The sequence below is a fragment of the Serratia grimesii NBRC 13537 genome (genome assembly GCF_001590905.1).
Taxonomy (GTDB): Bacteria; Pseudomonadota; Gammaproteobacteria; order Enterobacterales; family Enterobacteriaceae; genus Serratia; species Serratia grimesii.
The window spans coordinates 1-1,019 of the sequence record NZ_BCTT01000038.1; the positions used below are offsets into that span (position 1 = coordinate 1).

Consider the following 1,019-nt stretch of genomic DNA (forward strand, 5'->3'; position numbering starts at 1 on the left):
ATAAATCAAATTTAAAAAACAAAATTTCAGTAAAGTAAGCTGCTGATATTAAATACAAATCTGCAAAATGTTAATTTTGCGTGGGGTGTGGGTATTTTTCGTGGTGAGGAGCGTTCAGAGATCTGACGATTTTCGGGAAGGTTCAGGAACTCCCCGGGATGGCCGGAGAGGAAAACTGAAGCATGACGGGGTCAGGATTTTTTCCAGAATTTCCACCATGGCGCCGGGGATTCAGTTAATTTTCCCTGGTGATTTTCAAGAAGGAGCATGGCCTGTTTCAGGCTGTCAATGTGCGAATCCTTGGACAAAAGTAAGGTGTTCAGGTGTTCAATCTCCTGTTTCAGATGACGAATCACCTGTTCACTCTGGTCAGCAGAGGCTGTATCACGCTGTTCAGAGACCTGTCCAGAATGGTGTTCACCCTTCGGTTGCTCAAAGGGACCAAAGACACGTAAAAGCTCTGAAGTATCTACCATTTTTGCATTACGTTCACCGCTACAGGTGGACAGTTCACCTGCTGTAATTAACCTGTGCAGTGTTGTTCTACTCTTACCCGTCAGTCGGGCAGCCTCACTAATAGACACTCTGGCCATCAGTTACCATCCTGTAATGCATCCAGTCTCGAGGACAGTGTACGGAAAAGATGCTCCGCATCATCGTGGAGTTTCTCACAAAGGTCGGCCTCGACATCGAGATCAAGCTCGTTAAGCTTCTCCAGCAGGAGCAGAGACTGATTCTGGATGAATTTTGCCATATTCAGCGCTGTTTTCTGTTGTTTCGTCATAAGAGGCCTCACAGCGTCAGTGCTCAGTGTAGGGATGTTCTCTTTTCCGCTTCCTCGCTCACTCAGTCGCTACGCTCCTGCCGTTCGGCTGCGGCGAGCGGCAGGAGCATGCGTACAAAAGCTCGAGAAAACCGAGCAATCGCGTGATGGGGAAAAGGAAAGGCCGCGGCGTTGCCGTTTTTCCATAGGCTCCGCCCCCCTGACAAGCATCACAGAATCTGACGCTCAAATCAGT

General features: G+C 48.6%; 2 protein-coding genes. Both read right to left on the minus strand.

Going from position 1 to position 1,019, the window contains the following annotated elements; translation table 11 throughout:
- Nucleotides 1-191: 191 nt before the first annotated feature.
- Complete coding sequence (locus SGR01S_RS23505) at nt 192-593, minus strand: helix-turn-helix domain-containing protein (RefSeq protein WP_061808722.1); 402 nt, start codon at nt 591-593, stop codon at nt 192-194.
- Nucleotides 593-784: a Rop family plasmid primer RNA-binding protein gene (locus SGR01S_RS23510; RefSeq protein ID WP_004187666.1), complete on the minus strand. Its 192-nt coding sequence runs from the start codon at nt 782-784 to the stop codon at nt 593-595. Before SGR01S_RS23510 ends, SGR01S_RS23505 begins: the two co-directional genes overlap by 1 nt.
- Between the last annotated feature and the right edge of the window lie 235 nt (nt 785-1,019).